The organism is Lysinibacillus sp. NPDC096212, from assembly GCF_044763105.1.
GTDB lineage: Bacteria > Bacillota > Bacilli > Bacillales_A > Planococcaceae > Lysinibacillus.
Map to the genome: position 1 here is coordinate 71,760 of NZ_JBIWFQ010000029.1, position 8,065 is coordinate 79,824.

Consider the following 8,065-nt stretch of genomic DNA (forward strand, 5'->3'; position numbering starts at 1 on the left):
ACAAGGAGGAATCTCGATGATGCTATCTTATACTTGCATAATATCCTTCGGCGTCGTCTGTGGTTTACCGAAGTATGCTTCTTGGATTTTTGGATCATTCAACAACTCTTGTGCTGTACCTGAAATGGCCATCTTCCCATGGGCTAAAACGCATGCACGATCAGCCACCTTCAATGCAGCTTTCACATTCTGCTCGACTAAAATAATCGTGACACCTCGTTCATCACTCAATCTACGTAAAATAGTCATAATGTCTTTGACGATTAGAGGAGCAAGTCCTAATGATGGCTCATCAAGCATCAACACTTTTGGATTGGCCATTAAACCTCGCCCAATCGCTACCATTTGCTGCTCTCCACCTGATAGTAAACCACCCGGGCGATTAAGCATTTGCTTTAGTCGAGGAAATAATTCCACAATTTCCTCATAGTCTCGATGCACAGTTTTTTTATCTCGACTATAACGGTGATAAGCACCGAGCATCAGATTGTCCTTGACAGACAAAGAAGAAAAAATCTGTCTTCGTTCTGGCACTAAACATATGCCATTGGCAACTGTCTTTTGTACACCATCTTTCGTAATATCTAACCCTTTGTATTCAATTTTCCCTTCACTTGGTGAATACACACCTGCTAATGTACCGAGGAGCGTACTTTTCCCCGCTCCATTTGATCCGACAATCGATAATAACTCTCCTTCTACTAGTTCAAATTCAATACCTTCAAGAACATGTAAATGCCCGTGATAAGTATGTAAATTTTCAACTTTAAGCATAGACAACACCTTCTTCCGCTTCATCATCGCCTAAGTACGCTGCTACAACCTTTGGATTTTTGTAGATCTCTTCTGGTGTACCTTCTCCAATCTTAACCCCGTTATCGACAACAACTAAACGATCTGAAATAGACATAACGGTTTCCATATCATGCTCGACGAATAAAAAAGTCATTCCCTCTGCGCGCATTTTTAATATGACATCGACTAATTGCCTTGATTCCTCAGCGTTTAGGCCCGCCATTGGTTCATCTAATAAAATGAGTTGAGGTTTTGAAATCGCTGCGCGTGCAATTTCAAGAAGTCGTTGGCACCCATAAGGTAATTTATCAGACATTTCATAAGCAAACTCAGCAATACCTACATCTTTTAAACATTGCAATGCTCTCTCCATCGTATAAACTTCTTCTTTCACAACATTCGGTAAGCGTAAACCGGCCGTTAAAATATTAGTTTTCATCGTAATATGTGCACCGGTCATGACATTCTCGATCACGGTCATATTATCGAAAACTTCTAAGTTTTGAAATGTTCTTGTTACACCCGCTTGCGCAATCTGATACGGCTTTTTTCTTGTTAACCGCTCCCCTAGGAAATAAACATTCCCAGATGAACTTGGCAATACCCCTGTTATCATATTGAAAAGTGTTGTTTTCCCTGCACCGTTAGGGCCAATAACTGCGAATATTTCACCTTTATTAATAGTGAAGGATACATTGTCTACAGCAACAACTCCTCCGAATACTTTCGTTAAGTTTTCTACACTTAAGATAAGCTCTTTATTAGTCATTCGCTTCCCCTCCTGTAGCTTGTCTATCGATTGTGAACGCTATCGGTGCAGGGCGCTCTTTCTTCTGAAACTTCCCGATAATTTTCAGAAATTGAGGAACTAAGCCATTAGGCATATAAATCAGCGTTAAAACTAGCAATAAACCAAAGAAAACGATTTCGAATTCCCCTCCAATATTAGGGAAGAATACTGGCACAAAATGTTTTAATAGTTCCCCAAGTAGAACATAAGTAGCTGAGCCAACAATGGCTCCCCAAATATTATTTAATCCACCGATAATAACCATTATCAATAAATAAATGGAGGTATTGGCTGTAAATAAATTCGGATTAATAAATGATACATAGTGTGCTAAAAGTGAACCAGAAATAGATGTGAAAATAGCACTTATCACAAAAATTTGTAATTTATATTTCATTAAATTTACACCAACGGCATCTGCTGCAATCTCACTCCCCTCAATCGAACGTAAACCACGCCCAATTCTCGAGTGGATAATATTCCGTGAGAAAATAAGGGCCATAAAAACAAATAGCCAAATTAGATAGAAGTAACTTTGATCTGTAACGAATTCAAAGCCGAATAACTGAATCGCCGGTATACCAAAGAAGCCATTCGAGCCCCCTGTAATAGATGTTAATTCTTTAAATGCTGTATACACAATAATGCCAAACCCTAGAGTTGCTAACGCTAAATAATAGCCTTTCAACTTAAAAGTAGGAATCCCGATGATAAAAGCAACAAACGCAGAAATGAGCGCACCTACCAATATTGCTAACCATGGAGATAACCCTAATGTAGCTGTCATATAAGCAGACGTGTAGGCACCAATTCCATAAAAGGCCGCATGCCCTAGTGAAATTTGTCCAGCATAGCCTGTTAACATCGTTAAACCTATACATACTAATGCATAAAAGCCAATCATCGTAAAAATAGCGAGTGTATAATTAGATCCAACTAACGGGATACAAAATAGTAGAGCAAAAAAAATACTTGGTCCAACTAAGCTGTTATTATAGATGAGCTTTAAGCTCTTTTTGTTCATCGTAGTAACCCCCTACACACGTTTTCCAGAAGCTTTTGCGAATAGACCTTCTGGTTTTACAAATAAAATTAATAGCAATAAAGAGAAACTCACTAAATCTTTTAAACCAGATGACCATAATCCCTCTGTAAATGCTTCAATAATTCCGATGAGAAAGGCACCAGCAATTGCCGCTGGGGCATTTGTTAAACCACCGACAACTGCTGCAACAAACGCTTTAATGCCAAGCATCATCCCCATATCGTAGGATGCACCGGAAATTGGCGCGATTACTGTACCCGCTAAAGCTCCCACACCCGCACTTACAATTACAGCAAACAATGACATTTTATTTGGATTGATGCCCATTAAACGTGCAGCAAATGGATTTATCACACAAGCTGTTAATGATTTTCCTGTAAATGTATAGTTATAGAAGTACATCATGGCGATTAAAATAACGATTGAAAGGCCAATCGCCCACAAATTTTGTGGCAGTAATACCGCTTCAAAAAATTGAATAGGTGTATTATCCGTAAACGGCGGTAGTGTTTGGGCTTGTGTTCCCCAAATTAAAATCGCAATACCTCGAAATGCAATCGATACACCGATTGTAATGATTATTAGCGTTGTCATGGAAGATTTACGAGCTGTATGAATTGCTGTTCGTTCAAATACAGCACCAATTGCGGCCACAATGACGATACTCAAAATGATAGCTAACCATAAAGGTAGATTAGCTTTCGCCAATGAAATACTGATTAACGCACCAAACATAGCAAATTCGCCTTGCGCAAAATTAAGGATGCCTGTCACGTTATAAATAATGACAAAGCCAACCGCAATCAATGCATAAATGGCTCCTATTGTTAAACCTGAAAATAATAATTGCAACATTTGAGAAAATGTTTCCATATAGTCTTTCACTCCATTCTTTTCGAGGTTACTAAGCTCATAAATGAATGAACAGTGATAGAGAGATACCACTGTTCATTGAATGTGTATTATTTTGCAGGTATGTTGATTAACCATTCTTATCTTCTTAGGTTCATCACCATACCGTGGGGTTGATTTCCGTTCCGGCTGGGCGCTTTGTAGCTGCCGCTTTGCTTTCGCTACAGAAAACATTTGCCGCTGACGCTTCGCTTTCGCGCAGAGCAAAGCTTCCTGGGGGCGTCCGATGAGCCGCTTCACTCGCGATGCTCGCTCCAGGGTCTCGGGCCAACAGATGTTTTTTGCGCGAAAGCGTAGTGCTAACGTAGCGGCAGCAGCACCGATGTTGGTCACGAAGGCGTTATCACAGGACGTGATGGTTTTAGCCTTCGTTCCCCTATCGCTGATCCCCAAGGAGTCGCCCAGCCTCCACTCCAATCAACTACATGCAACTCGGTTCCTATGTCTTCCACTTTAATCAAATAAAAATGTGCATACATAAGCAAAATATCAACAAAAAAATTCTTTTATCGGTTAAATTAATGATATATTTCCCCAATAAACAAACCTGTTATTTTTATTTATCTTCTAAAGTCCACTTACCGTCAGCAATACGTACCATTGCAAAACTATCCGGACTCAATCCCATATGATTATCCGCAGTTATGTTAAAAGTACCTGTCAAACCTACATATTCACCGAGTTCTTTTTCAATGTAATCTCGAAGAGCCGCGCTATCACTACCTTTTGCTTCAATTGCTTTCGTAGCAATCGAGAAAGCATCTGCTGCATAGGCACCAAATGTACTTGCTGGTTTATTGTATTTCGCAGTGAAAGCTTCGTTATACGCTATTAATAATTCTTTTTGCGGATTTGAATCTTCTAATTTGTCCGCAATTAATAATTTACCCGTTGGTAATATCACATCGTTTGCTGCAGCACCTGCTACTTCGATAAATTGGTCCGTTGCAACACCATGACTCGCAAGAACTGGTATATCTAGTGCTAATTCACGAATATTTTTAATGACAACCGCTGACTCTTGAACGGTTCCCCATACAATTATTGCATCAGGATTTGCTTTTTTTACACGAGTTAACAACGGCTTTGCATCTGTTACCGTCGCTTCAAATTCATCTTCAATGACTGATTCCACACCGTAATTTTCCATGTGTTTAACAAATTCTTCATGCCCACCCGTTCCAAAAGAATTTGCAACGTTTAACCAGGCAACTTTCGTTAAGTTATTATCTTTTAAATATTGTAAAATCCTCTCCACAGCTTGTTGATCATCTTGCGGCATTTTGAATACCCATTTGCGTGCTTGTCCATTTTCATTCATGTAAATTTGTTTACTAGCAGCAACAGAAATGTAAGACACCTGATTTTGCTCTGCCAAAGGTAACATCGCTAATGAGTTACCACTTGTTGTCCCTCCGATAACGAGTGATACATTGTCTTGTGTTAGTGCTTTTTTCATGGAAAGAATGGCTTCATTTTGGTCAGATTTATCATCATATGTTACTAAGTCAATTTTTCGACCGTTAATTCCCCCATCCGCATTTTTTTGATCGACTACCATTTTCAGCGTTTGCATTTCTGGTTCACCTAGAGCAGCTGCCCCACCAGATGCAGAAAAAATTCCAGCTATTTTGATTGAATTTGCTGATGCTTCACTACCAGAACTAGCGGAAGATGCATCACCTTTCCCCGAATCCGATGATGAACTACAAGCCACCATCAATAGTGCCCCCATCAATAGGAAGAGAGACAATATAGTCTTTTTCATAAACACTACACCCCTTAATAATTTTTATACCTATAGAAACCGCATCCCCTTTTAAAATGACGGTATGTATAGCCCCCGAAGTAACGAAAATAAACATCTCTGATAATGTTATATTTTTTTAAAATAATTAAAATAAATAGATAAAAATAGATTTTTGGAGATCAAAAGCTACATTAAGCAGAATTTTCTGATTTTGGTTAATCAAAAGAATAACATGTATTTTAATAAATGATAAATACTAAATATATACATTAAAAACTCATATATATATGTTTTCGGTATACTCGTACGTTAATTGTTATATAAAATCCATAAAGAACACGTCATTCAATAATAAGTGAAACCCTTGCTAATTCTAGGTTTTACTAAATTATTTAACTAAAAAATCAGAAATATCTAACAAATTTAACGAAAACACGTGAAAAAATGTTACTATACAGATTAAGTATACAAATTGCATAAACTATCTAATTTCAAGTATAGGGGTGAGAGATTAATGGATTTAAGACAATTAAATTATTTCATTACGATTGTTGAAGAAAAACAAATTACAAAAGCCGCCAAAAGACTGCATATGGCACAACCGCCACTTAGCAATCAATTAAAAATTATGGAGAAAGAATTAAATTGTAAACTATTAGATCGAAACGGCAGAGTATTAGAGCTCACTGAACCAGGAAAGATTTTATATGAAAAAGGCAAAGCACTATTAGCCAATTTCGAAGATACAATTTCAGAAATAAAAGAAGTTGGAGAAGGGTTAAAGGGCGTACTATCAATTGGGGCAGATCAAACCTGTTTATCTTACCTTCCTGAAAAAATTAAGTTGATGCATGAAAGATACCCTAATTTATGTTTCAAAATTATCGAAGGAGATACATTTTTCTTAAAGAATAGTCTTGTAAGTAAAGAAATCGATTTAGCGATACTGCAACAACCAATAGAAGATGATAATTACTTTTCAATCGGGTTAGAATTAGAGGAGTTTGTACTAGCCACACCTGCACAATGGCATTTACCGAATCCCATTCAAATAGAAGACTTAAAGGATATACCGTTTCTTTCGTTTTATCGTCATCGTAGTTGTAGTACGTTTCGCATTATAATCGATGAATTCAAACGTCACGGTTTTGAGCCTAATATTATTTGTGAGTGCATTGATATTGCGATGGTTATTTCTTTAATAAGTGAAGGTTTGGGGGTAACGATTTTACCAAAAACGAGTCTCGATAAATTTTCAATTCACGGCATTCGAATCATTCAATTTTCTAATTGCCATATCCAATCAAAAGCGAATATTGTTTGGTCAAAAGATCGCTATTTAGCAAAGCACGCAATGAATTTTCTAGAATTATTTACAGATGAAACTGCTCTGCGATCCAGCAGAATAATTCGCGAGAGTTAATGAACTACATGAGGAAAATTCATCTCGCGCTAAGGTGATGAATTGAAGGTTAATAAATCTAAATCTCCCGGTTGAAATTTTGACCGGGAGATTTAGATTTATTTAACATACTTCAAATACTTTTTCACAAAGTCTACAATGTAAAGCACTTCTTCTTCTGAAATATTGAATAGACTGCTAACTTTTCGTAGTTTGGCTGGTGATTTTAATTGTTCATGCACTTGATCAATTCTCATGTATTTACATTTTCGAGGGTTTACACTATCTCGAATCTGCTTGTAACGAAGGTAAGCATACCGAGCAAAAGCATTTAACATCTCCCTCTCCTGCTCATCTCGTTGCAATTTTTTTGCCGCTTCATCGATCGTTTCCGAATCAAATGTCCATGTACCATCTGTTATTTCCATAGTACCACCTCTTTCGTTGCGTAAAGTTGATGACAAATATGGCTTATAGCTGCACCTTAATTAGATAACATTAAGATTGCCTCCATCTCTTCTATTCATAGCTAGTAGATGCATAAGAAAAAGCCACACCTAGTTAAATGTGACTCTTTTTGTATTTTTGTTCAGTTTTACAAGCTGAAATCCATTAACTCTTAGATTCCGCTTCAATACATGATTTTTGTTTTTCTACCCTTTTCTTATCTTTACTATAAATGAATTATGCCACTGTATAATTGCATCCGGAGACAAAAATCAATATACATAAATCTTCCAATTAGCTAAAATAGAAATAGAATGATTTTATGAATTAGTAATAAGGGAGGTACCCTATGAACAACCAAACTTATGTGAACTGGAGCGGGCATCATCTTAAACTGACATGGTTACAAAATCATACAATTGACGATTTCAGCAAAGTAACAAGTGTACATGGAGTTTGTTTTTATCAAGGGAATGTTTTGTTAGTTCATGTAGACGGGCGAGGATTTAACTTTCCTGGTGGACATATTGAAAAAGGAGAAACACCTGAAGAAGCATTCCACAGAGAGGAATTGGAAGAAGGTTATGTAAAGGGGCAGATCAATTATTTGGGAGCCATTGAAGTCAGTCACGAAGAGAACCCTTTATTCAATGCTGATAGTAAGTATCCTTTAATCGGATATCAAATGTTTTATAGCATGGACATTCAAGAGTGCCTCCCATTCCTTCGAGAACATGAAACGATTTCGCGTATTTGGGTTGAGCCAGAAGAAATACCTTTTGTAATTAATGACCATGAGTTTGCACACATAGTATTACAAGCAGCTTTAATTGAGACTCCCACCCCTAAAGGGACAAGCTGACTAATGTCAGTGGGATTCCTGAGTAACTAAGCGTTCGCAGTCCATTTCTGTTTTGAACAGCT

At 37.4% G+C, this 8,065-nt stretch carries 8 protein-coding genes; 2 read left to right on the forward strand and 6 right to left on the reverse strand.

Annotated elements, in window-relative coordinates; all coding sequences use genetic code 11:
* Window positions 1–27: 27 nt before the first annotated feature.
* The 5 genes from ACIQ7T_RS22605 to ACIQ7T_RS22625 all read right to left on the reverse strand — a co-directional run bounded on the left by ACIQ7T_RS22605 (window position 28) and on the right by ACIQ7T_RS22625 (window position 5,310).
* Window positions 28–774 (reverse strand): ABC transporter ATP-binding protein, encoded by a 747-nt coding sequence (locus ACIQ7T_RS22605; RefSeq protein WP_370078720.1) that lies wholly within the window; start codon window positions 772–774, stop codon window positions 28–30.
* Window positions 767–1,564, reverse strand: coding sequence for an ABC transporter ATP-binding protein (locus ACIQ7T_RS22610; RefSeq protein ID WP_402873754.1), 798 nt, complete (start codon window positions 1,562–1,564; stop codon window positions 767–769). Before ACIQ7T_RS22610 ends, ACIQ7T_RS22605 begins: the two co-directional genes overlap by 8 nt.
* Window positions 1,557–2,609, reverse strand: coding sequence for a branched-chain amino acid ABC transporter permease (locus ACIQ7T_RS22615; RefSeq protein WP_370078716.1), 1,053 nt, complete (start codon window positions 2,607–2,609; stop codon window positions 1,557–1,559). Before ACIQ7T_RS22615 ends, ACIQ7T_RS22610 begins: the two co-directional genes overlap by 8 nt.
* A 12-nt stretch (window positions 2,610–2,621) precedes the next feature.
* Entirely contained in the window at window positions 2,622–3,503 is an 882-nt protein-coding gene (locus tag ACIQ7T_RS22620) for a branched-chain amino acid ABC transporter permease (RefSeq protein ID WP_370078714.1), read from the reverse strand.
* A gap of 595 nt (window positions 3,504–4,098) precedes the next feature.
* Window positions 4,099–5,310, reverse strand: a complete 1,212-nt coding sequence (locus ACIQ7T_RS22625) for an ABC transporter substrate-binding protein (RefSeq protein ID WP_402873758.1) — start codon at window positions 5,308–5,310, stop codon at window positions 4,099–4,101.
* Window positions 5,311–5,806: 496 nt separating this feature from the next.
* Here ACIQ7T_RS22625 and ACIQ7T_RS22630 point away from each other — a divergent pair, with 496 nt between their 5' ends.
* Window positions 5,807–6,715, forward strand: coding sequence for a LysR family transcriptional regulator (locus ACIQ7T_RS22630; protein ID WP_402873761.1), 909 nt, complete (start codon window positions 5,807–5,809; stop codon window positions 6,713–6,715).
* Window positions 6,716–6,813: 98 nt separating this feature from the next.
* Here ACIQ7T_RS22630 and ACIQ7T_RS22635 read toward each other — a convergent pair whose 3' ends face one another.
* A complete protein-coding gene (locus ACIQ7T_RS22635) occupies window positions 6,814–7,122 on the reverse strand; it encodes a hypothetical protein (RefSeq protein ID WP_370078708.1) in 309 nt (102 codons plus the stop codon).
* Between the two features lie 368 nt (window positions 7,123–7,490).
* On the opposite strand from ACIQ7T_RS22635, the gene ACIQ7T_RS22640 reads away from it, so the two are divergent.
* The gene (locus tag ACIQ7T_RS22640) at window positions 7,491–8,003 is read left to right on the forward strand and encodes an NUDIX hydrolase (RefSeq protein ID WP_402873764.1); all 513 of its coding nucleotides are present in this window, start codon (window positions 7,491–7,493) and stop codon (window positions 8,001–8,003) included.
* Window positions 8,004–8,065: the final 62 nt, after the last annotated feature.

Excerpts from the sequence above, each read along its gene's own strand:
- ACIQ7T_RS22615 (WP_370078716.1), bottom strand. The coding sequence starts at position 2,609 with ATGAACAAAAAGAGCTTAAAGCTCATCTATAATAACAGCTTAGTTGGA.
- ACIQ7T_RS22620 (WP_370078714.1), bottom strand. The coding sequence starts at position 3,503 with ATGGAAACATTTTCTCAAATGTTGCAATTATTATTTTCAGGTTTAACA.
- ACIQ7T_RS22610 (WP_402873754.1), bottom strand. The coding sequence starts at position 1,564 with ATGACTAATAAAGAGCTTATCTTAAGTGTAGAAAACTTAACGAAAGTA.
- ACIQ7T_RS22605 (WP_370078720.1), bottom strand. The coding sequence starts at position 774 with ATGCTTAAAGTTGAAAATTTACATACTTATCACGGGCATTTACATGTT.
- ACIQ7T_RS22625 (WP_402873758.1), bottom strand. The coding sequence starts at position 5,310 with ATGAAAAAGACTATATTGTCTCTCTTCCTATTGATGGGGGCACTATTG.
- ACIQ7T_RS22630 (WP_402873761.1), top strand. The coding sequence starts at position 5,807 with ATGGATTTAAGACAATTAAATTATTTCATTACGATTGTTGAAGAAAAA.
- ACIQ7T_RS22635 (WP_370078708.1), bottom strand. The coding sequence starts at position 7,122 with ATGGAAATAACAGATGGTACATGGACATTTGATTCGGAAACGATCGAT.
- ACIQ7T_RS22640 (WP_402873764.1), top strand. The coding sequence starts at position 7,491 with ATGAACAACCAAACTTATGTGAACTGGAGCGGGCATCATCTTAAACTG.